Below are 21,015 nucleotides of genomic sequence, written 5' to 3'. Positions count from 1 at the left end.
CCCTACCGCCTTCCCTCCCCCTTCTCACTCCCTACTCCTCCTCGCTCCCCTCCCCCACCTCACCCTCCAGACGGGTGATGGCCTCCTTGATGCCTCTGCCGTAGCCGTCGTCCTCCAGCGCGCCCACCGCGCCCCGCGCTCGGCGCAGATGGCTGCGGGCCGCTTCCGGGCGGCCCAGCTTCACGTAGTCCGCGGCGAGGTTCAGGTGCAGGGAGGGGTAGAACCCGCGCACCGCCAGCGACTGGTGGTGTTCGCTCAGCCGCTCGTCGGTGAGCTCGTGCGCCGCCGACAACGCCCGGAGGTCCCAGGCCAGTTCGTCCGAAGGGTCGGCCTGCGTGTCCGCCATGTAGTGCGCGAGCGTGCAGCGGTGCAGCGGGTCGCCGGTCTCGCCGATCTCCCCCCAGAGGCCGAGGAAGCGGTCCTGTGCCTCCTCACGGTCGCCGCCGTGATGCAGCATGACCGCCTGCCCGATCCGCGTCATCATCGCGTCTTCCGCCGTGTGCTCCTGCTGCTCCGTCAACGGATCCTCCGTGGTCGTGCCGGCCTTCCGCCCCCATCCCTGACGACGCTAGCGGCCACCACTGACAATCGCGGTCAGGCACGTTCGGACAGGGGGTGCTCACGCGTACCGCTGGGCCAGCCCGGTGACGCTCCTTGCCGCCTCGGCGCGGAGCCCGGGCCGGCTCAGGCGGCCCGAGCGCCTCGGCGTCCGCCGCGCCCGTGCCCTCCACGGCCAGGACCCGCCACGGGCTGACGTCAGCCTATGTCCGGGATCCGCCAGTCGATCGGCTCGTGGCCCTGCGCGGCGACCGCTTCGTCGATCTGTGTGAAGGGGTGCGAGCCGAAGAACCTCTTCGCGGAGAGCGGCGAGGGGTGTGCGCCCTTCACGACGACGTGCCGCTCCTCGTCGATGAGCGGCAGCTTCTTCTGGGCGTAGTTCCCCCAGAGGACGAAGACGGCGGGGTCGGGGCGGTCGGCCACCGCCCGGATCACCGCGTCCGTGAACTTCTCCCAGCCCTTGCCCTTGTGGGAATTGGCCTCACCGGCGCGGACCGTCAGGACCGCGTTCAGCAGGAGGACGCCCTGCTGGGCCCACGGCATCAGATAGCCGTTGTCCGGCACGGGGTGGCCGAGCTCCTCCTTCATCTCCTTGTAGATGTTCCGCAGCGAGGGCGGGGTCTTCACGCCGGGGCGCACGGAGAAGCACAGGCCGTGCCCCTGCCCCTCGCCGTGATACGGGTCCTGGCCGAGGATCAGGACCTTCACCCGGTCGTACGGAGTCGCGTCCAGGGCGGCGAAGACCTCCTCGCGCGGAGGGTAGACGGGGCCCTTCGCCCGCTCCTGCTCGACGAACTCGGTGAGCTCTTTGAAGTAGGGCTTCTGGAGCTCCTCGCCGAGGACTCCGCGCCAGGACGCGGGCAGCATGGCGATGTCGGTCACGTCAACAACCTCCGGTGTGCGGTCACTTCTCACCACAGAACCTACCGGCGACCACTGACAACCGACCGCCCCGGCCGGCCGACGCACCCGCTGACGCCCCCGCCGACGACTGCCGCCCCGCCCCCGCTACCAGCTCGTCTTGCGCTGCAGCTCCCACATCATCATGATCGCCGAGGGGTCGAGGGCGCGCTCGCCGCCCGCGATCTCCTCGCTGGAGATGATGTACTGCTTGCCCTGCCACAGCGGCAGCAGCCTGACGTCGTCGACGAGAATCTCCTGGGCCCGCTCGAACTCGTCGATCACCGCGCCGCGGTCGGCCTCCCTGCGCTGGCGCGGCAGCACCTCGTCGGTGATCTCCTTCGAGGGGTAGGGCGTGTTGAGCACGTTCTTGGGGCCGATGAACGGCGCGATGAAGTTGTCCGCGTCGGGGAAGTCGGGGAACCAGCCGCGTCCGAAGACCGGGTACTCGCCCTTGCTGTACCCCTCCTGGAACTCGGTCCAGGGACGGCTCTTCAGTGTGATCCTGAACAGGCCGGAGGCCTCCAGCTGCCGCTTGAGCTCGGTGAACTCCGGCTCGGTCGCCGAGCCGTAGCGGTCGGTGGTGTACCAGAGGGTGAGCGGCACCGGCTGGTGGATGCCGGCGTCGGTCAGAATCTTCCTGGCCTTGGCCGCGCTGGGGTTTCCGTAGTCGTCGAAGAACCCGGTGGCGTGGCCCGTGAGGCCCCTGGGAACCATGGAGTACAGCGGTTCGACGGTGTCCTTGTAGATCTTGTGGGCGATGGCCCCGCGGTCGACGAGCTGCGCGAAGGCCTGCCGGACCGGGAGCTTCCGCGCCCACGGGTCCCTGGTGTTGAACACCAGGTAGCGGATCTCGGTGCCCGAGCCCTCGACGAGCTCGATGTCCTGCTCGCGTCTGCCCCTGCCCTGCATGGCGACGATGTCCTCGGCGGCCAGGCCTCGGAACGTCACGTCGATCTGCTTGTCCTTGAGGGCGTCGACCATGGCCGACGACTTCTTGAAGTAGCGGATGGTCACGGCGTCGTTCTTGACGTCGGCCGCGCCCTTGTAGTGGTCGTTCTTGACCAGCTCGGCCTTCTGGTTCGGAGCGTACGACTCCAGGGTGTACGGCCCGGAGCCGGTGATCTCGTTGCCCTCGCGGAGCTTGTCCGCCGGGTACTCGGCGGGGTCGACGATCGACATGGCCGGTGTCGCGAGCACGAACGGGAAGGTCGCGTCCGCCTTCTTGAGCCGGAAGATGACGGTCCGGTCCCCCTTCGTCTCGACCTTGTCGAGCGAGCCGAGCAGTCCGGTGGGGCCGCCCTTGACGCCGATGGTGCGCATGCGGTCGAAGGAGTACTTCACGGCCGCCGCGTCCAGCTTGTCGCCGTCGGAGAACTGCAGGCCCTCGCGCAGCTCACAGGTGAAGACCGTGTTGGAGGCGTCGCTGAACCCGCAGGACTCCGCGGCGTCCGGCTCGGGCTCGGTGGCCCCCGAGGGGAAGCTCAGCAGCGTCTGGAAAACGTTTCTGTAGAGCTCCCAGGAGCTGTCCCATGCCTTCGCGGGATCCAGGGTGCTCGGCGCGCTCATCGTGCCGACGGTGATCCGCTCCTCGTCGTCCGACCCCTCGGACGAGAACACCCCACAACCGGCGAGCAGGGATATGGACGCGATCGCCGCCGCCGGGCGCAGACCCCGGGTCCGCTTGGCAGGGGGGACTTCACTGAACACGCGCACGCTCCTCGATCGGCCATGCCATGGGATCGGGAGACAATATCGCAGTGCCCCGCCGGGCCAAGTCTCGGCGCCGACAGGGCACTTGATGCGCGTGTACGTCACTGAAAGCGATGCACTCACCCGGTGTGCGGCCTTCGTCAGCCGACGCCCGCATTGAGGAAGATGCCGCCATCGACCACCAGTGTCTGGCCCGTGATCCAGTCGGACTGGGCGGACGTGAGGAACGCGGCCGCGCCCCCGATGTCCTCCGGCACCCCGAGTCTGCCGAGCGGATAGGAGGCGGCCGCCTCCGCCTCGCGGCCCTCGTACAGCGCCTGGGCGAACTTGGTCTTGACGACCGCGGGCGCGATGGAGTTCACGCGCACCTTCGGCGCGAACTCGTGTGCCAGTTGCAGGGTGAGGTTGACCATGGCGGCCTTGCTCATCCCGTACGCGCCGATGAACGGCGAGGCGGAGACTCCGGCGACGGAGGCGATGTTCACGATCGCGCCGCCGTTCTCGCCCTGCCAGGCCTTCCAGGTCTGCTGGGCGAAGCCGAGCGCCGAGATGACGTTGGTCTCGAACACCTTGCGCGCCACGTTCAGGTCGAGCTCGGCGATCGGTCCGAAGACCGGGTTCGTTCCCGCGTTGTTGATCAGGAAGTCGACGCGGCCGAACGCCTCCATCGCGCGCTCGACGGCGACCGCCTGGTGCGCCTCGTCGTGGGCCTTGCCCGCGACGCCGATGACCCGGTCGGAGCCGAGCTTCTCGACGGCCTCCTTGAGGGCGTCCTCATTGCGTCCGGTGATGCAGACCCGGTCGCCGCGGGCGACCAGCGCCTCCGCGATGCCGTATCCGATGCCGCGGCTCGCACCCGTGACGAGCGCGGCCTTCCCGCTGTCCTGCACAGCCATGATCCCTGCCTTCCAGCTTCCGGGTCAGTTGAGCGGGCCGCCGGCGACGTACATGACCTGCCCGGAGACGAAGCCCGCGGCGTCGCCCGTGAAGAAGGCGATGGCGTTGGCGATGTCCTCGGGGCGGCCGACGCGCTGGACCGGGATCTGGGTGGCGGCCGCGGCCTGGAACTCCTCGAAGCCCATGCCGACGCGGTCCGCGGTGGCCTTCGTCATCTCGGTGACGATGAAGCCGGGGGCGACGGAGTTGGCGGTGACGCCGAACTTGCCGAGCTCCTTGGCGAGGGTCTTGGTGAAGCCCTGGAGTCCGGCCTTGGCCGCGGCGTAGTTGACCTGGCCGCGGTTGCCGAGCGCGGAGGACGAGGAGAGGTTGACGATGCGGCCGAAGCCCGCGTCCACCATGTGCTTCTGGCAGGCCTTCGACATCAGGAACGCGCCGCGCAGGTGCACGTTCATGACCGTGTCCCAGTCGCTCGCGCTCATCTTGAAGAGGAGGTTGTCGCGGAGCACGCCGGCGTTGTTGACGAGGATCGTCGGTGCGCCGAGCTCGTCGGCGATGCGGGCGACGGCGGCCTCGACCTGGGCCTCGTCGGACACGTCGCAGCCGACGGCGAGCGCCCTGCCACCGGCCGCGGTGATCTGCGCGACGGTGTCCTTGCAGGCGGCCTCGTCGAGGTCGATGACGGCCACGGCGCGGCCCTCGGCGGCAAGCCGTACGGCGGTCGCCGCGCCGATGCCTCGCGCGGCACCGGTCACGACAGCGACGCGCTGCTCAGTGGTGGACATGCTGGTTCTCCTCGCCCTTGGGATGCGGCTCTACGGGTGTGGCTCTACGGGGTGCGGCTCCACGGTACGCCCGGATGGTGAGCGACCGCTTAGTACCCTCAGCTGGACGAGACGCTAGAAGCCCTGGCACCGGGTGTCAACGGCAACCAGGAGAGCCGTGCCGCTTTACCTCACCAACAGGTCGAGGAGACGGTTCACCTCGGCCTCGGGATCCGCCGTCAGGCCGGTGTGCACCGGCCCCGGCTGGACCACCGTGGAGCGGGGCGCGATCAGCCACCGGAAGCGCCGTCCCGCGTCGTCGCCCTCGGCCTGCCCCGCGGCCGCGCCGCCCCGGCAGACCCGCTCGACGGCGCCGAGCGAGGCCCTGATCCCGGCCACGTCCGCCGCCGGGTCCAGGGCGAGGAGCTTGGCCTCGTCCAGGTGCGTGCGGGCGGCCACGAAGGACTTGGCGCGGCAGTAGACCAGGACCCCCGCGTTGAACTGCTCACCGCGCTCCACGCGCGGCACGACGCGCACCAGCGCGTACTCGAAGACGTCCCGTGCGGGCACGTTCTGCTCGGTCACTTGATGGCGCCCTTCGGCTTCGGCCCGGTCACCGGCAGGGTGACCCGCTCGTGGATGGTCCCGGCACGCGGCAGCAGAGCGGCCACGTACGCCCGGCGGACGGCGTCCGCGCTGTCGAAGCCCGGCTCGTCCGTCAGCCACTCCTCGGGCACCCGGGCCACGACGTCGGTGAGCAGTTCCTCGGTGACGAGGGGGGCGAGCTCGACGGCGGCCGCCGCCACGTCGGGCCCGAAGGGGGCGAGGACGTGGTCCGAGGCGTCGTACGGCTTCGCGGCGGCGGTCTCCGCGGTGCGCCAGTTGTGGTGCCAGATCATGCTGGCCCCGTGGTCGATGAGCCACAGGTCGCCCTGCCACAGGAGCAGATTCGGATTGCGCCAGGACCGGTCCACGTTGTTGATCAGGGCGTCGAACCAGACGACGCGGCCCGCCTCGACGGGGTCCACGTCGTGGGCGAGCGGGTCGAAGCCGAGGGCGCCCGACAGGAACTCCATGCCGAGGTTGAGCCCGCCGCTCGCCTTGAGCAGATCCTGCACCCGTTCGTCGGGTTCGCCGAGGCCGAGGACCGGGTCGAGCCGGATCCCGACGAGCCGCGGCATCCGCAGACCGAGCCCGCGGGCGAGCTCACCGCAGATCACCTCGGCGACGAGCGTCTTGCGCCCCTGTCCCGCGCCGGTGAACTTGATGACGTACGTTCCGTAGGCGCCGTGGTCGTCGGCCTCGACGACCCCGGGCAGCGAGCCACCCTCCCGTAGGGGCGTGACATACCGGACCGCGGTGACTTCGCTGAGCATTGCCCCAGGTTACTGCCGCTCCGACGCTGTTCGATCACGTGGCTGACGAAATCCTTGAGCGTTTGAACACGAGGGCCCGCGGCTCCGTACCACCCGGCATGAGGACTTCACTGCCAGGTACGACGACTTCCGAAGAGACCGGCTCCGCGCCCTGCCGCCGCACGGTCGTGGCCACCATCGGCGCCGCGGGCATCGCCGCCGCCCTCACCGCCTGCGGAGCCGGTGACGACAAGAGTTCCTCCGAAGCCGCGGACGTGCAGGAGCCGGAGGGCGGTGGTGACGGTGGCGCGGGGGCGGGTGGAGCCGTGCTGGCCAAGACGTCGGACATCCCCGTGGGCGGCGGCAAGATCTTCAAGGATGAGCAGATCGTGGTCACCCAGCCCACGGAGGGCGAGTTCAAGGCGTTCTCCAACCGCTGCACCCATAAGCAGTGTCCGGTGACGAGCGTCGAGGGCGGCACCGTCAACTGCCCTTGCCATGGAAGCAAGTTCGACATCGCGGACGGCAGCGTGCGGGGCGGCCCGGCGCCCAAGCCTCTGCCGGCGGCCGAGATCACCGTGGCGGGCGACTCGATCAAGCTGGTCTAGCCGGCGCGGCCCGGCCGCTTCCAGGCGCCGAGCACGTCCTGTGTGGTGGTGACGGTGGCGACGAGTGCGAGGGTGTGGCGGATCATGGCGGGTGTGTAGTCGGCGGGGACGCCGACGATGGCGTCGGCGGGCACGACGGCGGTGTAGCCGAGATTCACGGCGTCGAACACGGCGTTCGGTATCGCGACGTTGGCCGAGACGCCGGTGACCAGCAGCGTGCGGCAGCCGAGGTTGCGCAGCAGGGGGTCCACGTCGGTGCCCGCGATGGGTGACAGGCCGTGCAGGCGTCGAACGACGAAATCCTCGTCGGCCACTTCGATGGGTGGCGCGATCCGTACGGTCGCGGTGCCCGAGAGCTGCTGTACGGGCAGCCGCCCGGCGGCCCGGAACAGCCGGGCGTTGTGGCTGGCCCCGCGCCCGTCGGGCCGCCGTTCGGCAACCGCGTGCAGGACCTGCACCCCGCTCCGGTGCGCCGCGGCCACCAGCCGGGCGACATTGGCAAGCGCGCCCGACTTCCGCGCCTCCGCGGCGAGTTCGGGCAGGGCGCTCTCGGTACCGACGACGCCCTGCTGGCACTCGACGGTCAGCAGGGCCGTGGTGGCGGGGTCGAGGAGTTCCCTCAGCTGTTCGTACGACGGCATGGCTTCCCCTTGTCGCGGACGTCGCGCGAGGCTAACGGCCATTGCGTCACGAAGGAAGAGCCCGCATTCTTTCCTGACGTGCGGTCAGAAGACCGTGGAACGCATGCGACTGGAGGACAGATGGCCGTCACGCAGCGCCGGGGTCGCAGGATCATGATGACGCCGGACGAGGTCGACGCGTTCCTCGCCACGGAGCGCACCTGCCGGGTGGCGACCGTGTCCCGGGACGGCGCCCCGCACGCCAGCCCCCTCTGGTTCGCCTGGGACGGCACCTCTTTGTGGCTGTACTCCATCATCCGCAGCAAGCGCTGGTCCGACCTGCGCAAGGATCCGCGGATCGCGGTGGTGGTCGACGCCGGGGAGGAGTACGGCGAGCTGCGCGGCGTGGAGCTGACGGGCACCGCGGAGTTCGTCGGCGAGTCCCCGCGCGTGGGGGAACCTTGCCCCGAACTCGATGCTCCGGAGCGGCTGTTCGCCCGCAGGGTGTTCGGCCTCGACGAGATGCCGCACGACGGCCGCCATGCCTGGATCCGCCTGACGCCGGACGCGGTCACGTCCTGGGACTTCCGGAAACTGGCCGCGCTGGGGTAGCCGACGCCGCTTGCCCACCGGCCCCCGGCACCGGGCCATCCAGCCCCCGGCGCCGGGCCATCCGACACCCGACACCGGGCATGCGGCACCCGCCTACCGAAGCCCCGCCCCCGCCGCCCTCAGCGCCTCCGCCGCCGCCCTGATCGACGGGCGGCGGTCCGCGTCCGCCCGCCACACCACGTACACATGCCGCCGCACCCGCTGCCGCACCGGGACCGCGCGCACCCCCGCCGGCATCGGGTCACGGCCCAATTGCGGGGCCACGCACACCCCCAGACCGGCCGCGACCAGCGCGAGCTGCGTGTGGTGCTCCTCGGCGCGGTGCGCGACGCGCGGTTCGACGCCCTTGCCGCGCAGCGTGAACATGAGCCACTCGTGGCAGAACTCGCCCTCCGCCCAGGTGATCCACTCGTCGTGCGCGAACTCCTCCAGGTCCACTTCGGTGCGGTCCGCGAGGGGATGCGCCGCGGGCATCGCGATGTCGGCCGGGTCGTCGAGGAGGGGCACCTTGACCAGGCCGTCCGGGACGGGCAGTGGTTTGTTGTACCAGTCGAGGACGACCGCCATGTCGATGTCGCCGCGCACCACGGCCGCGACGGCCGGTGTCGGCTCCATCTCCTGGCAGGCCACCCGCAGCCCGGGGTGGTCGGCGCGGAGCGCGGACAGGGTGGCGGGCAGCAGGCCGCGCATGGCCGTGGGGAACGCGGAGATCCGCAGCTCACCGACGGCCTTGCCGCGCTGTTCCTCCAGGTCGGCCTGGGCGAGCTCGACCTGCGAGAGGATCCGCGCGGCGTGCTCGGCAAGCAGCCGCCCCGCGTCGGTCAGGCGCACACCCCTGCCGTTCTTGGCGAGGAGCTGCTGGCCCACCTCGCGCTCCAGCTTCGTCATCTGCTGCGAGACCGCCGACGTCGTGACGTGCAGACCCGCGGCCGCCCCGCTGACGGAACCGTGCCGGGCGAGGGCATCGAGCGTACGCAGCCGCTCCAGGTTCAACATGTAAGCGATGCTACGCGATACAGCGCACGAAATCTCGCTTGTGCTACGAGATCGTCGGGTCCATCGTGAGACGCATGAGCACCGCGTCCCCGTCGCCCCGGTCAGCCACCGCCCCCGCCGCCACTCCTCCCGCCACTCCGGCCGACTCCCCGACCGTCACTCCTCCCGCCACGCCCACACGCGCCACCCTCGACTGGCGCATCCGCTTCGGTGTCCTCTCGCTCATCTGGGGCTTCAGCTTCCTGCTGATCAAGGTGGGCACGGACGGGTACGCGCCGTTCCAAGTCACCCTCGGGAGGCTGGCGTTCGGCACCGCCGTCGTCGCCGCCGTGCTCGTGGTGAAGCGGGAGCGGCTGCCGCGCGGGACGTGGACCTGGCTGCATCTGACGGTGGCGGCCTTCCTGCTCAACGCCCTGCCGTTCTCCCTCTTCGCGTACGCGGAGCTGACGATCCCGTCGACCCTCGCGGGCATCTGCAACGCGACGTCACCGCTGTGGGGCATGGCCCTCTCGCTGGTCGCGCTCTCCGAGGACCGGCCGACCCGGCGCCGCGTCGCGGGCCTCGGCATCGGCTTCTTCGGTGTGCTCACCGTGCTCGGCGCGTGGCAGGGCTTCAGCGGCCTCGACCTCGGCGGCACCCTGATGGCGCTGCTCGCCTCGCTCAGCTACCCGATCGGCTGGATCTACGTACGCCGCACACTGGCCGGCTCCGGGCACTCGAACCTCTCCCTCTCCGGCGCCCAGCTGCTCGTCGCGACGGTCGAACTGGCCATCGTGACCCCGCTGTTCACCTCGCTGCCGACCCATTTCCCCGTCGTACCGCTGCTCGCCATCGTGGCACTGGGTGCCCTCGGCACCGGGCTCGCGTTCCTGCTGCAGTACGCGCTGGTCGCCGAGGTCGGCCCGACGACCGCCCAGATGGTCACGTACTTCATCCCGGTCATCGCGACCGCCGCCGGTGTCGCGGTGCTCGGCGAGTCCCTGAGCTGGTCGACGCCGGTCGGCGCGGTGATCGTCCTGGCGGGCGCCGCGCTCACCCAGTCCAAGCCGCACGGCCCATCCAAGCCGCGCAGCCGGTCCAAGCCGCACGGCCGGTCGCCCCGTCAGTCGTAACGCCGGGCAGGAGCGGGCCCGGTGGCGGCGGCGACGGCGTCCGCCACCACCACGATGTCCTCGTCGTCGAGCGCCGCCACGGTGATCCGCACCGCCGGCGGCGTGTTCAGCCGGAACCTCGCCCCCGGAGCCACGGCCCACCCCGCGTGCAGCAGCCGCGCGACCGCCCCGGTCTCGTCGGGCACCGGCACCCACGCGTTCATGCCGCTGCGCCCGTACGCGGCCACGCCCCGCTCGGCGAGCGCCGCGATGAGCGCCTCCCGACGCCGGTCGTAGGACGCCGCCACCACGCGAGGGTCGACCGCGCCCTCGGCCCAGAGCCGGGCGACGGCGCGCTGCAGCAGCCGGCTCACCCAGCCGGGGCCGAGCCGCTGGCGCCCCTGCACCCGGTCCACCGTCACGGAGTCGCCGGTGAGCACGGCGAGCCGCAGATCGGGGCCGTACGCCTTGGCGGTGGAGCGCGTCAGGGCCCAGCTGCGGGTCGCCCCGGCCAGCGGGTGCAGCGGCAGGTCGACGATGCCGTGGCCGTGGTCGTCCTCGATGAGCAGCACGTCCTCGTGCGCGGCGAACACGTCCCGCAGGGCACGCGCGCGCGGGGCGGTGACGGCGGCACCCGTGGGATTCTGCGCACGGTCCGTCACGACGGCCGCTCGCGCGCCGGACGCCAGCGCCCGTTCCACGTCGGCGGGCAGCGGACCCTCGTCGTCCACACCCACCGGGACCGCGCGCAGCCCGAGGGCGGAGACGAGATCCAGCAGGCTGCCCCAGCCCGGGTCCTCCAGGGCGACCCCGTCGCCGGGCTTCAGGTGCGCGGCGAGCACGCGCTCGATGGCGTCGAGCGATCCGGAGGTGACGGCGAGCGGCCCACGGGGCACGCCGTCGGCGTCGAAGGCCACGCGCGCGTGCCGTTCGAGGAGCGGGTCGACCGCACCCTCTCCGTAGAGGACGGGTCGCTCGTCGTTCTGCGCGGCGGCCGCCATGAGCGCTTCGGACAGCGCGGGCAGCAGCCTCGGGTCGGGGTTTCCCTTGGAGACGTTGCGCACCCCTGGCGGCGCGTCCACCCGGATCAGTTCGCGTGCGGTGGTGGCGGGCTTCGGACGGACGCGGCTGCCGCGCCGCCCCGCCGTCTCGATGACGCCCCGCTCACGCAGCGTGCGATAGGCGGCCGCGACGGTATTGGGATTCACCCCGAGACGGGTCGCCAACTCCCGCATGGGTGGCAGCAGTTGCCCCGGTTCGAGGCCGCCGTCACCCACGGCTCGCTCCACGCTGGCCGCGATCTCAGCTGCGCGCCGACCTTCGATCCGATACTCTCCTAGCACAAAGCAGATTATGCACTAGTGCAATACCTGCCGCAAGTCGAACAGCGCAGCACCGCACAGCACAACAGAGCAGAGCAGAGCAGGGAGAACCATGCAGACGAAGCCGAGCACCAACAACACCCCGTCGCCGGGCAGCGCCGCCTACGCACCGACCGACCGCACGATCCCCACCCGCTCACGCGAGCGCGCTTCGTATGACCACGAGTCGGTGCACGCGATACTCGACGAGGCCTACGTCTGCCATCTCGGATTCGTCCGCGACGGCGCCCCCGTCGTGCTCCCGACGCTCTACGGAAGGGTCGGCGACCGCCTGTACGTGCACGGCTCGACCGGATCACGGCCGCTGCGCATGGCGAGCGCGTCCGCCGAGGAGCAGGACCCCGGCCTGCCGGTGTGCCTGACCGTCACCCACGTCGACGGCCTGGTGCTGGCCCGCTCGGCCTTCCACCACTCGATCAACTACCGCTCCGTCGTGGTCCACGGCACGGCCCACCAGGTCACGGACCCGGAGGAGAAGCGGCTCGCGCTGGACGCGCTCGTCGACCACGTCGTGCCGGGCCGGGCGGCCGACTCCCGCCCCGCCGACGCCAAGGAGCTCGCGGCGACCGCCGTGCTCCGCCTCGACCTGAACGAGGTGTCGGCGAAGGCACGCACCGGTGGCCCGAACGACGAGCCGGAGGACATGGACCTCCCCCACTGGGCCGGCGTGGTCCCGCTCCGCAAGGGCCACGACGCCCTGATCCCCGCCGCCGACCTCGCACCGGGCATCGAGGTTCCCGACTACCTGACGGGGCTGTGATGCTGATCCACCCCTGGGACGCCGCCCGGAGCGACACCGAGTGGCAACAGTGGCTGGCGACCCATGACTTCGGGCAGCTCGCAGTGAACGGCCTGCCGGGCGAGCCGCCCCACGTCCAGCCGCTCCACTTCGCGTACGAAGCCACACACCGCCATCACAGCGCTCACGACACGCATGGCACGCATGGCACGCATGGCACGCATGGCACTTACGGGCGGGTCCTCGGCCATCTGGCGCGCCCGAATCCGCTGTGGCACGCCCTGGAAGCCAACCCCGTGGTGCTGCTGAGCGTGGTCGACGACTACGTGTACGTGCCGGGGCCCTGGCAGGCCGCGCCGGACACTCCGCCCGAGCACGGCGTGCCGACCAGCTTCTACGCCGCCGTCCAGCTCCGCTGCACCGCCCGCGTCGTCGACGACCCCGAGGAGAAGGCCGACATCCTGAACCGCCAGGTCGGCCACTTCCAGCCGGAGGGCGGTTCCGCGCGGGCGGCGGTGGGTGAGGCTCCGTACGGCCGTATGCTCTCCGGCATCCGCGCGCTGTCCCTCGAAGTGACGGACGTACGGGCGAAGTTCAAGTACGCGAGCCACAAGCCGGACGAGGTGCAGGACCGCATCGCCGCCGGCCTCGCCGAGCGGCAGGGGCCTCGCGACGCGGCCGCCCGCGCGCACCAGGTGCGCCGCCGCGAGGCCTGATCCGGCCGCACACGGGGGGCGAGGCCAGGAACAGAAGCAGGGGCGGGCGCCTCACGGTCATCAGGTGTCACCGCGAGGCGCCCCTACCGCTCCCCTATACCGGCGCCACTTCGCGCCGCTCCGCCACCACGCCCCGCGCCTCCGTGACCGCGAGACCCGTCACCGCTCCCAGCATCAGCACCGTGCCCAGCACGGTCGCCGCCGTCAGTGCCTCACCGAGGAGTGCGACCGCGATGATCGCGGCGCCCACCGGTTCGAGCAGTGTGATCACGGAGACGGTGGCGGACCGTACGACGGCCGCCCCTGCGAAGTACAGCGCGTAGGCGACGGCTGTCGGCACGGCGGCGATGTACAGCAGGCACAGAGCCACGCGCACGGGGTCGGCGGCGTGCGGCACCAGGCCCTCGACCGCGGCGAGCGGCAGCAGACAGATCGAGACGACGGCGAACGCCCAGACCGTGGTGTCGGCCGAGTCGGGGCCGCCGTCCCGGCCCCACCAGCGGGTGAGGAGCGTCATGGCGGCGTACGCGGCCGCGGAGACGAGGCCCCAGACGACCCCCGAAGGCCGCACGGTCGCGCCACCGCCGCCGTCACCGCCGAGGACGAGCACGGCGAGGCCCCCGAGGGCGCCCACAACGGCCACGACGCCGCCGCGTCCGAGCCGCTCCTTCAGGGTCAGTCGCGCGCCGAGCGCGATGAGGACGGGCCCCGATCCCATGGTGACGACGGTGCCGACCGCGAGGCCGGTCGCCTCGACGGAGGCGAAGTAGGCGGTCTGGAACACCGCGAGGGCCACGCCCGTCACGACGATCCTGCGCAGCCGCCGCACCCGGTGCGCCTGCTGCACCTGCTGCACCTGCTGCACCTGCTGCACCTGCTGCACCTGCTGCACCTGCTGCATGTGACGGCTCAGTGGCTGGGCGGCCGCCTCGTGTGCCCTGGCGCGGCGGCGCGGCCGCACCAGACGAGCGGCGAACAGCAGCACGAAGCCGCCCACGCACCGCCAGAAGGAAAGGCTGACCGGGCCCATGTCACTGGCGTCGAAGACCAGCGCGGCGGCGGCGCCCGCGGTGCCCCACGCGATTCCGGCGACGATCAGATAGAAGAGGCCTCGTCCGACGGGCAGGCGCCGGACGGTATGGGGGACAGCGGCGTCCGAGATCACGGGCGCGCTGGACGTGCTCGACATGTTCGACACGTGAGTTCTCCGCAGCAGAGGGGGATGACTGGCTCCGTCTGCGGGCAGCACCGTTCCGCCCGGCCATCGGCTCGGGCGTGTTCCGTCAGTGCCCCGCGTTAAGCGGCGGGGGGCGGAAGAACGAGTACGCGTGCATACATGATCGGCACCTTAGGGCCGGCTCCCGCTGTGCGACAACTCCGTTTCGGATGCCGGGATCTCCCCCGGTACGACGGCGGCCTCGGCCGGTGCGGAGGACTGGGCGATGAACGCGCCCACGAGCACGATCGCGCCACCGACGACCTGCGGCGCCGAGAGGTGCTCGCCAAGGACGACCCAGGCCAGGGCGGTCGCTATGACCGCTTCGAGGCAGGCCACGACGCCCGCCACCTGGGGCGAGAGCCTGCGCACGGACAGGACGCCGGTGACGTAGGCGACGACCGTCGCGATGAGCACGATCCAGGCGAGCAGCGCCCAGGCCGGCACGGCCGAGCCGTCCAGGTCCGCGTCGCCCGCGAGCACCGACCAGTCCATGCCCCACGGCCGCGCGACGACGGTCAGCACCGCGGTGCCGACGATCAGGCCGTACGCGATGACGCCGAGCGGATCCGGGGCGTCCTCGCCCGCGTCGCTGCCCTGGTCGGACAGGACGAAGTAGCCGACCTGGCAGCAGGCGGCGCCGAGCGCGAGCAGGAGGCCGACGGCGTCGAAACTCAGCCCCGCCCACACCTCGACGACACAGGCGAGCCCGCCGACGGCGAGCACCACACCGAGCGCGGCGGCCCGCGTCACCGGCCGCCGCTGCACGAAGCGCACCCAGCCGAGCACGAGCGCGGGCGCGAGGTACTCGATCAGCAGCGCGACACCGACGGGGATGCGGGAGAGCGCGGCGAAGTAGCAGGCCTGCACGCCCGCCACGGCGAGGAGACCGAACCCGGCGAGCAGCGCGGGCCTGCTCCGCAGCAGTCCCCGGTGGCGCCAGGCGACGGGCAGCATCACGAGAGCGGCCCCCGCCACGCGCAGCCACACCACGTGCAGCGGGTCGAGGCCCGCTTCGATCAGTGGTTTCGCCGCGACGCCGGAACCGCCGAAGGCGACCGCTGAGATCAGGGCGAGGCTCAGCCCGACGCCCCTGCCACCACTCTTTCCGTCGCTTCCCGGGCCACTTCGGTCACCTCGGTCACCCGAAGCTCCCCGGCCCACCCGGCCCTCTTGAACACCGTCAGACGCTCGCACCGGCACATCATGGCAGCCGACGTCAGGAGCGTCATCCCTATAGACCCCTGTCTCAATCGGCGGACGCCGCGCCACCCTCCGGGAGCTTTCCGTCTCCGGCGTACCCACGATGTACGACGTATCCATGGCTCGCGGCATGTTCCTGGCCGCCGGACGCGTACTGCCTGCACCCCGCCTCGATGCGCCGCAGCAGCGCCGGGACGTCGACTCGCGCCCGCCCGAGGACCTCGACGGCCCGGCAGTCCGGGTCGGCGACGAGCCCTGCGAGCAGGTCGATGCCGAGGGCCCGCGGCTCCCCGCGCAGAGCGGCGCGTTCCAGGGCCACGTCCATCGCGCCGGTGGCGGCCGGCGACCAGCCGGTCTCCTTCGCCGGCGTCACCACCGGCACGGCACCGGAGTCCTCGACGGTGCCCTGCCACTGCAGGCCGTAGCCGATGCTGCGCTGCACGAGATAGCCGAGCACCCGCACGGCCTGCGCGCCGCTCTCGAAGACGGACCGCACCTCGGGGTCGGTCTCCAGGAGGGAGTGCAGCAGGTGCGCGGTATCTATCTGCCGATCCCCGTCACGGACGGCACGACGGCGCGCGCCGGCCACCACCGACGCCAGTTCCGCGCTGAGTCCGGAGTCGAGTTCTGCTCGGGTCGGGCCGGGCTCGGCGCCCGGCGGGGTACGGCTTTGCACACCTTCCACCACATCAACCCCCAGGGGCATATGCATCGGCGGCGGGAAGCATCTTGGCGTCCGACACAGGGTGGGCACGCATGCGATGGTTGTCCTCCTTACGGATGAGATCGGCCCGACCCGCGCGAAGGCGCGCGCGCCGCCTTGCGCCGTGCCGAGCGCGCAACCATGACGGGGCTTCGCACGTCCAACAATCATGGAGAGCAGGAGCTGGATGGTCGCCCTGCCTGCTGTCGACGGCAGGCAGTACGTCTACCGGGTGTACGCACCCGACGACGCGCTGCCCGCCGACCTGTTCTGGGAGGCCTGGCACTGCCACGACGAGGGCCCGTTCCCGAGGGCATGGGATCTCTTCGACGCGGCGGAGATACGACAGGTGGGCTGAGCGGCGGAGACACGACGGCTCGGCCGAGCGACGTGCACGCCCCCCGACGCGCAGCGTCGACCATGCCGTCCGGCCCCTACAACGCCCGCCGGCTCCCGCGTCCCGCCGCCCGCGTCCCGATGACCACCGTGGCGTACAGGGTCTCGTCGGTGACCACCCGGGCCACGAGACCGGCCTGCTCGACGGCGTCGACAGCGGCGGCCACCTGTCCCTCGCTCGTCTCGAAGAGCAGGTGACCGCCGGGTGACAGCCACGCGGGCGCCGCCTCGGTCACCCGGCGCAGCACGTCGAGCCCGTCCGCGCCGCCGTCGAGCGCCACCCGCGCCTCGTGGACGCGGGCCTCGGCGGGCAGCAGACCGACCTCTTCGGAGGGGACGTAAGGGACGTTCGCCAGCAGGATGCCGACGCGGCCGCGGAGCGTGCCGGGCAGCGGGTCGTAGAGGTCGCCTACGTAGACCGCGCCCCCGGCTGCCGCGACATTGCGGCGGGCACAGCGGACCGCCGCCGGGTCGATGTCGGCGGCGTGCAGTTCCACCCGGTCGAGGCCTGCGGCGAGTGCGGCGCCGAGCGCCCCCGAGCCACAGCACAGATCGACGACGACGGCTTCGCGCCCGGCGAGCGCGGCCGCCTGTCCGACGAGGAACTCGGTGCGGCGGCGCGGCACGAAGACCCCCGGGTCCACGGCGATGCGCAGGCCGCGGAACTCGGCCCAGCCCACCACGTGTTCGAGGGGCAGGCCGCCCGCACGACGCTCGACCATGTCGGCCACTTCGGCAGGGGTGCGCGCGGTCGAGAGAATCAACTCCGCCTCGTCCTCGGCGAAGACACAGCCCGCGGCGCGCAGGGCGTCGACGACGGAGGAACGGTGTACTGCGGGGAAAGCTGAGATCGACATACTGATGAAAACCTTTCGGGATCCCGATGGGGCTCCCTCGGATCACCTATGCCGGGTGAACCGCGCGGTCGCGAAGGGGGAGCACCCGACCTGCCACTGCGGTAATGGGTCTCACCTCCAAAGCGCGTTGCCTGTGTCTGTGTTTGTGTTTGTCACAGGGCAGGGGAACAGTACCCCACTCCCCCACAGGGGTCACATCTGACAACCTCAGCTGACGGTTCATCAGTATTGAATGTTCCGGACCCTGCGGCTACGTTCCGCGACACCGTAGCTGCGGCCGTCGCAGCGCCCGACGGGAAGAGGTGGCCGCATGGCCGAAGTCAGCGCGGAGGCACGGATGGAGGCGCCCGCCGAGAAGGTCTGGGCCCGGCTCACCGACTTCTCCTCGTACGGCGATTGGAACACCACGCACACGAGCTTCCCGCAGGGCGGCCCCACCACCCTGGAGGTGGGCGGCACCTTCGTGGAGAACATGAAGCTGATGGGCTTCCCCGCCGAGGTCGACTGGACCATCGAAGAGCTGGAGACCGCGCGCACCCTGGCCATCGCGGGCAAGGGCCCGATGGGCGTCAACGTACGCACCCGCTACGCCCTCTCGCCGGACGGACCCGCGACGGTGGTCCGCATCGAAGGGGAGTTCACCGGTGCCGCGGTGTCCCTGATGGCGGGCAAGCTGAAGGACTCGGCGACCGCCGCGCTCAACGAATCCCTGCGTAAGCTGGACGGCCTCGTGACCTGAGGCCGGCACGCGTGCCCGCGCGCAACGAACGAGGCGCCCCACACCATGCGTGCGGGGCGCCTCATCCACGGCGGGGGCCATCGGCCCCGACCACCTCAGTCCTCATCGGCGAGGATCAGATACATCTTCTTGCGGGCGTCGTTGACGACCGTGAGCGCCTTTTCGCGCTGCTCCTTGCTGCCGGTCTTCCAGACCTGGCCGAACGCCTCCATCAAGGCGGAACCGGCCTGCCGGACCTCGTTCAGCGTCTCCCAGTCGACCCCGCGCCCGGCCTCTTCCCAAGGCGCCTCGGGGCCCTCCGCGGCGGCCTCGCGGCCGTCGTCGGTGAGCGAGAAGAGCTTCTTCCCGCCCTCGCTCGCACTGCTGATCAGACCCTCGTCCTCCAGCAGCTGCAGCGTCGGGTAGACCGAACCGGGGCTGGGCTTCCACGCCCCGCCGCTGCGCTCGGCGATCTCCTGGATCATCTCGTAGCCGTGCATGGGACGGTCCTTGAGCAGGGCCAGGATCGACGCGCGTACGTCGCCACGCCGCGCCCTGCCACGCGGTCCGCCACGCCCGCCCCGGCCACCACCCCAGGGCCCGCCGGGCCCACCGGGCCCACCGAAACCGGGCCCGAACGGACCGAACGCGCTACGTCGGCCATGTCCGTGGCCGCGGCCGTGCTCGTGTTCAAAACCATGGGAACGCATGGTGATCACTCCTTGATACATCGATTGCCGACTGACCGATCGCACGTCGATCAGCCACTTGCTGATCAGTCACTTGTTGATCAGTCGCGAACCTGTCGCGATGCCTCAACGATATATCGGGAGCGATCGGCTGACAACCCCTGTCTCTCACCTCTGGTGTCCCGCCCCGCCAATTCGCCCCCTGCGTCAGGTGATCTGGGCGATTCGCTCGTCGTCTCAGTTCGGGTCTTCGCTGTTCACCCGACTGTTTCTGTGCACGAGAACGATTACGGATAGTGACAACCGTCACAGCGGCGTGTCCTGTATGACAGGCATGGCTATGAACAGAGCATGATCGCGAATCCCGACCCCGGCCGTGCCTGCACCGACGTCACGAGCGTGGCCATTGACCCGACCACGACCGAGTTACGGACCCTCCTCTTCGGTGCCGATCGAATGGGGGTCCACGGGCCCTGGCGGGAGTTGACCGCCGATCCATGGATGCACCGACGGCACGAGATGCCCACGACCGACCAGGTCGCCGCGTCCTACCAGCGGCTGCGGCGAGTGAACCAGCTGACCGAGGCCGCTGAACTGGCAACCGACCCCTACCGCCTGACCGCACTGCACGAATGGACCGGCCCGCTGGACGGCGCGCTCACCGTCCTGGTGGGTATCCACTACAACCTGTTCCTCGGCAGCCTGCTCGACCACGACTCCCACGAAAAACGGCCGTTGGCCGAGTACACCGCCATGGAGCGGATCGGCACCTTCCTGTGCACCGAACTGGGCCACGGCAACGACGCCACCGCCTTGGAGACCACCGCCGCCTACGACCGCACCAACCGCACCTTCACCCTGCACACACCCCACGCCGGCGCCCAAAAGTTCATGCCCAACACCAGCGCGAGCGGCGGCCCGAAGTCGGCGGTGGTCGCAGCCCGGCTGATGATCGAGGGCCGGGACCACGGGATCTTCCTCTTCCTCACCCCGCTCACCGACCACTCGGGCCCCCTGCCAGGCATCACCGTGCGCCCGCTCCCACTACGCCCCGGCAGCCCGGTGGACCACTGCCTGACCTCCTTCGACCAGGTCCTGCTGCCCCACGAGGCGCTGCTGACCGGCGCGCACGGCCGACTCGACGACGACGGCACCTTCTCCAGCGCGCTCGGCAGCAAGCGGAAGCGATTCCTCACCAGCATCAGCCGGGTTACCCTCGGCAAGCTCTGCATGAGCGCCAGCGCCCTGGGCGCCACCCGGGCGGCACTGGCCACCGCCATCCGCTACGCCCACCACCGCGAGGTAACCGGTGCACGTCCGGACCGCAAGGTGCCGCTCTGGGCGCACCGCACCCACCACGGACCGCTGCTGGAAGGCATCGCCACCGCCTACGCCATGACGGCGCTGCACCGGGCCACGGTGACCCAGTGGGCCGAGCACGACCGCGCCGACCCTACGGTCACAGCCCTCGCCGAACGCGAGGCGGCGGTCACCAAGGGCTGGATCACCTGGCAGGCGCGCGCACTGCTGACGGAGTGCCGCGAACGCTGTGGCGCCCAGGGCCTGCTGCCCGTCAACGGGATCGTCTCCGCCACCATCGACGTCGAAGGGACGATCACGGCCGAGGGCGACAACCTCGCCCTGTGGGCCAAGACCGGGGCCGAACTGCTCCTCGACCACGACACCCCGCCGGCCACCCCTCCCCGCGGCGAGCTGACCGACCCGGTGGTCCGTCAACAGCTCCTGCACATGGCGGAGCACTTGCTCCTGGTCCGTGCCCGCACTCGCCTGCGCCAAGCGCCGGCCGGCGACAGCCTGCGCCGGTGGAATGCCGCCGCACCCGCCGTGCTGGCCGCCGTGACCGCCCACGCCGAACACCGCGCCGCCACCGCTCTGCTGGCCATGGCCGAGTCAGCGGCCGACCCGCACGCCCGCGCCGCACTGCTCGACCTGCACCAGCTCTTCACCCTGAGGTGCGTCAGCGCCCACACCGTCACGCTGCTCAGCGAGCAGCACCTGACAGCCGGCCAGGCCAGCGAACTGCCCGACCTGATCGAGGAGGGCATCGGCCGACTCACCGACCAGGCGCTCGTGCTGATCGACGCCTTCGACCTGCCGTCCCAGTTCTTCGACACTCGCCCGATCGCCAACCCCGACTACCAGGAAGCCTTCGACGACCCCGCCGCACACTGGAACCTCGCCACACGCACCTGACAAGGGCGGTAGTCCTGGCCGCCTCGACGTCCTGGCACTGGGCGGCGGCAAACGGCCGGTCGCAAGGC

23 protein-coding genes are annotated in these 21,015 nt (G+C 71.1%); 8 read left to right on the top strand and 15 right to left on the bottom strand.

The features are described 5' to 3' along the window. Positions 1-31 precede the first annotated feature (31 nt). The 7 genes from AB0H82_RS22255 to AB0H82_RS22225 all read right to left on the bottom strand — a co-directional run bounded on the left by AB0H82_RS22255 (position 32) and on the right by AB0H82_RS22225 (position 6,208). Positions 32-520 carry a hypothetical protein gene (locus tag AB0H82_RS22255; RefSeq protein WP_362995269.1) on the bottom strand — a complete coding sequence of 163 codons (489 nt, stop codon included), beginning with the start codon at positions 518-520 and terminating at the stop codon, positions 32-34. A 236-nt stretch (positions 521-756) separates the two neighbouring features. Then, complete coding sequence (gene ung / locus AB0H82_RS22250) at positions 757-1,440, bottom strand: uracil-DNA glycosylase (RefSeq protein ID WP_362995268.1); 684 nt, start codon at positions 1,438-1,440, stop codon at positions 757-759. A 126-nt stretch (positions 1,441-1,566) separates the two neighbouring features. Then, on the bottom strand, positions 1,567-3,168 hold the full coding sequence (locus AB0H82_RS22245; RefSeq protein WP_362995267.1) for an ABC transporter substrate-binding protein: 1,602 nt from the start codon (positions 3,166-3,168) through the stop codon (positions 1,567-1,569). Between the two features lie 143 nt (positions 3,169-3,311). Continuing rightward, positions 3,312-4,067 (bottom strand): SDR family oxidoreductase, encoded by a 756-nt coding sequence (locus AB0H82_RS22240; RefSeq protein WP_362995266.1) that lies wholly within the window; start codon positions 4,065-4,067, stop codon positions 3,312-3,314. A gap of 24 nt (positions 4,068-4,091) precedes the next feature. Next, positions 4,092-4,853 carry a 3-oxoacyl-ACP reductase FabG gene (gene fabG, locus AB0H82_RS22235; protein ID WP_362995264.1) on the bottom strand — a complete coding sequence of 254 codons (762 nt, stop codon included), beginning with the start codon at positions 4,851-4,853 and terminating at the stop codon, positions 4,092-4,094. A 165-nt stretch (positions 4,854-5,018) separates the two neighbouring features. Next, positions 5,019-5,402, bottom strand: a complete 384-nt coding sequence (locus AB0H82_RS22230) for a DUF3037 domain-containing protein (protein ID WP_362995395.1) — start codon at positions 5,400-5,402, stop codon at positions 5,019-5,021. 11 nt (positions 5,403-5,413) lie between these two features. Continuing rightward, on the bottom strand, positions 5,414-6,208 hold the full coding sequence (locus AB0H82_RS22225) for a HipA family kinase (protein ID WP_362995262.1): 795 nt from the start codon (positions 6,206-6,208) through the stop codon (positions 5,414-5,416). Positions 6,209-6,306: 98 nt separating this feature from the next. Here AB0H82_RS22225 and AB0H82_RS22220 point away from each other — a divergent pair, with 98 nt between their 5' ends. Further along, a complete protein-coding gene (locus AB0H82_RS22220; RefSeq protein ID WP_362995260.1) occupies positions 6,307-6,795 on the top strand; it encodes a Rieske (2Fe-2S) protein in 489 nt (162 codons plus the stop codon). Here AB0H82_RS22220 and AB0H82_RS22215 read toward each other — a convergent pair. Then, positions 6,792-7,436, bottom strand: coding sequence for a cysteine hydrolase (locus AB0H82_RS22215; RefSeq protein ID WP_362995258.1), 645 nt, complete (start codon positions 7,434-7,436; stop codon positions 6,792-6,794). The genes AB0H82_RS22220 and AB0H82_RS22215 overlap by 4 nt on opposite strands. A gap of 120 nt (positions 7,437-7,556) precedes the next feature. Between AB0H82_RS22215 and AB0H82_RS22210 the strand changes: the two genes are divergently transcribed. Next, entirely contained in the window at positions 7,557-8,027 is a 471-nt protein-coding gene (locus AB0H82_RS22210) for a pyridoxamine 5'-phosphate oxidase family protein (RefSeq protein ID WP_362995256.1), read from the top strand. 93 nt (positions 8,028-8,120) lie between these two features. Here the strand turns inward: AB0H82_RS22210 and AB0H82_RS22205 are convergent, their stop codons facing one another. Further along, on the bottom strand, positions 8,121-9,023 hold the full coding sequence (locus tag AB0H82_RS22205) for a LysR family transcriptional regulator (protein ID WP_362995254.1): 903 nt from the start codon (positions 9,021-9,023) through the stop codon (positions 8,121-8,123). 38 nt (positions 9,024-9,061) lie between these two features. Here AB0H82_RS22205 and AB0H82_RS22200 point away from each other — a divergent pair, with 38 nt between their 5' ends. After that, entirely contained in the window at positions 9,062-10,135 is a 1,074-nt protein-coding gene (locus AB0H82_RS22200; protein ID WP_362995252.1) for a DMT family transporter, read from the top strand. Here the strand turns inward: AB0H82_RS22200 and AB0H82_RS22195 are convergent. After that, the gene (locus AB0H82_RS22195; RefSeq protein WP_362995250.1) at positions 10,126-11,457 is read right to left on the bottom strand and encodes an aminotransferase class I/II-fold pyridoxal phosphate-dependent enzyme; all 1,332 of its coding nucleotides are present in this window, start codon (positions 11,455-11,457) and stop codon (positions 10,126-10,128) included. The two genes, AB0H82_RS22200 and AB0H82_RS22195, sit on opposite strands and share 10 nt — an antisense overlap. 91 nt (positions 11,458-11,548) lie before the next feature. On the opposite strand from AB0H82_RS22195, the gene AB0H82_RS22190 reads away from it, so the two are divergent. Both AB0H82_RS22190 and AB0H82_RS22185 read left to right on the top strand, forming a co-directional pair. Then, positions 11,549-12,256, top strand: coding sequence for a pyridoxamine 5'-phosphate oxidase family protein (locus AB0H82_RS22190; RefSeq protein ID WP_362995248.1), 708 nt, complete (start codon positions 11,549-11,551; stop codon positions 12,254-12,256). Continuing rightward, positions 12,256-12,951 (top strand): FMN-binding negative transcriptional regulator, encoded by a 696-nt coding sequence (locus AB0H82_RS22185; RefSeq protein ID WP_362995246.1) that lies wholly within the window; start codon positions 12,256-12,258, stop codon positions 12,949-12,951. The genes AB0H82_RS22190 and AB0H82_RS22185 overlap by 1 nt, the downstream gene beginning before the upstream one ends. Positions 12,952-13,045: 94 nt before the next feature. Here AB0H82_RS22185 and AB0H82_RS22180 read toward each other — a convergent pair whose 3' ends face one another. From AB0H82_RS22180 to AB0H82_RS22170, 3 genes are all read right to left on the bottom strand, one after another. Beyond that, positions 13,046-14,140, bottom strand: coding sequence for a DMT family transporter (locus AB0H82_RS22180; RefSeq protein WP_362995244.1), 1,095 nt, complete (start codon positions 14,138-14,140; stop codon positions 13,046-13,048). Between the two features lie 159 nt (positions 14,141-14,299). Continuing rightward, positions 14,300-15,250, bottom strand: coding sequence for an EamA family transporter (locus tag AB0H82_RS22175; RefSeq protein WP_362995393.1), 951 nt, complete (start codon positions 15,248-15,250; stop codon positions 14,300-14,302). A gap of 166 nt (positions 15,251-15,416) precedes the next feature. After that, a complete protein-coding gene (locus AB0H82_RS22170) occupies positions 15,417-16,046 on the bottom strand; it encodes a Clp protease N-terminal domain-containing protein (RefSeq protein WP_362995243.1) in 630 nt (209 codons plus the stop codon). 196 nt (positions 16,047-16,242) lie between these two features. On the opposite strand from AB0H82_RS22170, the gene AB0H82_RS22165 reads away from it, so the two are divergent. Next, entirely contained in the window at positions 16,243-16,431 is a 189-nt protein-coding gene (locus AB0H82_RS22165; protein ID WP_362995241.1) for a hypothetical protein, read from the top strand. A 76-nt stretch (positions 16,432-16,507) separates the two neighbouring features. Here the strand turns inward: AB0H82_RS22165 and AB0H82_RS22160 are convergent, their stop codons facing one another. After that, positions 16,508-17,326 carry a putative protein N(5)-glutamine methyltransferase gene (locus AB0H82_RS22160; RefSeq protein WP_362995239.1) on the bottom strand — a complete coding sequence of 273 codons (819 nt, stop codon included), beginning with the start codon at positions 17,324-17,326 and terminating at the stop codon, positions 16,508-16,510. A 310-nt stretch (positions 17,327-17,636) separates the two neighbouring features. On the opposite strand from AB0H82_RS22160, the gene AB0H82_RS22155 reads away from it, so the two are divergent. Continuing rightward, on the top strand, positions 17,637-18,065 hold the full coding sequence (locus AB0H82_RS22155; RefSeq protein WP_362995238.1) for an SRPBCC family protein: 429 nt from the start codon (positions 17,637-17,639) through the stop codon (positions 18,063-18,065). A gap of 95 nt (positions 18,066-18,160) precedes the next feature. Here AB0H82_RS22155 and AB0H82_RS22150 read toward each other — a convergent pair whose 3' ends face one another. Further along, complete coding sequence (locus AB0H82_RS22150) at positions 18,161-18,754, bottom strand: PadR family transcriptional regulator (protein WP_362995236.1); 594 nt, start codon at positions 18,752-18,754, stop codon at positions 18,161-18,163. 330 nt (positions 18,755-19,084) lie between these two features. On the opposite strand from AB0H82_RS22150, the gene AB0H82_RS22145 reads away from it, so the two are divergent. Then, the gene (locus AB0H82_RS22145; protein WP_362995234.1) at positions 19,085-20,947 is read left to right on the top strand and encodes an acyl-CoA dehydrogenase; all 1,863 of its coding nucleotides are present in this window, start codon (positions 19,085-19,087) and stop codon (positions 20,945-20,947) included. The last annotated feature ends 68 nt before the right edge of the window (positions 20,948-21,015 follow it).

Source organism: Streptomyces sp. NPDC050732, from assembly GCF_040654255.1.
Classification (GTDB): domain Bacteria; phylum Actinomycetota; class Actinomycetes; order Streptomycetales; family Streptomycetaceae; genus Streptomyces.
This window is presented reverse-complemented; position numbering and strand designations above follow the sequence as displayed.

Bases quoted from the DNA above. Each gene is read 5' to 3' on its own strand.
- AB0H82_RS22155 (WP_362995238.1), top strand. From the start codon at position 17,637: ATGGCCGAAGTCAGCGCGGAGGCACGGATGGAGGCGCCCGCCGAGAAG.
- AB0H82_RS22145 (WP_362995234.1), top strand. From the start codon at position 19,085: ATGATCGCGAATCCCGACCCCGGCCGTGCCTGCACCGACGTCACGAGC.
- AB0H82_RS22160 (WP_362995239.1), bottom strand. From the start codon at position 17,326: ATGTCGATCTCAGCTTTCCCCGCAGTACACCGTTCCTCCGTCGTCGAC.
- AB0H82_RS22215 (WP_362995258.1), bottom strand. From the start codon at position 7,436: ATGCCGTCGTACGAACAGCTGAGGGAACTCCTCGACCCCGCCACCACG.
- AB0H82_RS22225 (WP_362995262.1), bottom strand. From the start codon at position 6,208: ATGCTCAGCGAAGTCACCGCGGTCCGGTATGTCACGCCCCTACGGGAG.
- AB0H82_RS22240 (WP_362995266.1), bottom strand. From the start codon at position 4,067: ATGGCTGTGCAGGACAGCGGGAAGGCCGCGCTCGTCACGGGTGCGAGC.
- AB0H82_RS22210 (WP_362995256.1), top strand. From the start codon at position 7,557: ATGGCCGTCACGCAGCGCCGGGGTCGCAGGATCATGATGACGCCGGAC.
- AB0H82_RS22165 (WP_362995241.1), top strand. From the start codon at position 16,243: ATGGAGAGCAGGAGCTGGATGGTCGCCCTGCCTGCTGTCGACGGCAGG.
- AB0H82_RS22150 (WP_362995236.1), bottom strand. From the start codon at position 18,754: ATGCGTTCCCATGGTTTTGAACACGAGCACGGCCGCGGCCACGGACAT.
- AB0H82_RS22190 (WP_362995248.1), top strand. From the start codon at position 11,549: ATGCAGACGAAGCCGAGCACCAACAACACCCCGTCGCCGGGCAGCGCC.
- AB0H82_RS22185 (WP_362995246.1), top strand. From the start codon at position 12,256: ATGCTGATCCACCCCTGGGACGCCGCCCGGAGCGACACCGAGTGGCAA.
- fabG (WP_362995264.1), bottom strand. From the start codon at position 4,853: ATGTCCACCACTGAGCAGCGCGTCGCTGTCGTGACCGGTGCCGCGCGA.
- AB0H82_RS22180 (WP_362995244.1), bottom strand. From the start codon at position 14,140: ATGTCGAGCACGTCCAGCGCGCCCGTGATCTCGGACGCCGCTGTCCCC.
- AB0H82_RS22205 (WP_362995254.1), bottom strand. From the start codon at position 9,023: ATGTTGAACCTGGAGCGGCTGCGTACGCTCGATGCCCTCGCCCGGCAC.
- AB0H82_RS22220 (WP_362995260.1), top strand. From the start codon at position 6,307: ATGAGGACTTCACTGCCAGGTACGACGACTTCCGAAGAGACCGGCTCC.